The organism is Megasphaera sp. AF13-6AC (assembly GCF_027685385.1).
Classification (GTDB): domain Bacteria; phylum Bacillota; class Negativicutes; order Veillonellales; family Megasphaeraceae; genus Megasphaera; species Megasphaera micronuciformis.
The window spans coordinates 355-605 of record NZ_JAQCUN010000326.1; the positions used below are offsets into that span (position 1 = coordinate 355).

Genomic DNA, 251 nt, shown 5'->3' on the forward strand with positions numbered 1-251 from the left:
AACGACGGAAGAGATTAACAGCCCCGAATCGTCGTTGACTTTAAGGGCTATTCCTCTTGTGCGAGGCGGAAAACTCTTTCAGCTGGTTCTCGTCTTAACGGAACGGACGGAAATAAGAAGAAAAGAAGAAGAACTGCAAGTAAAGCATTCGGTTATTAAAGAAATTCATCATCGTGTGAAAAATAATTTGCAAACCGTTGCCGGTATTTTACGCATGCAAATGCGGCGTGTCGAGCATGAAGAAGCACGGA

1 protein-coding gene is annotated in these 251 nt (G+C 43.8%); it reads left to right on the plus strand.

Annotation, left to right across the window (positions count from 1 at the left end):
* Positions 1–251, plus strand: a 251-nt coding sequence (locus tag PGX78_RS09200; protein ID WP_333524055.1) for a histidine kinase dimerization/phosphoacceptor domain -containing protein, incomplete at both ends; no start/stop codon positions are given.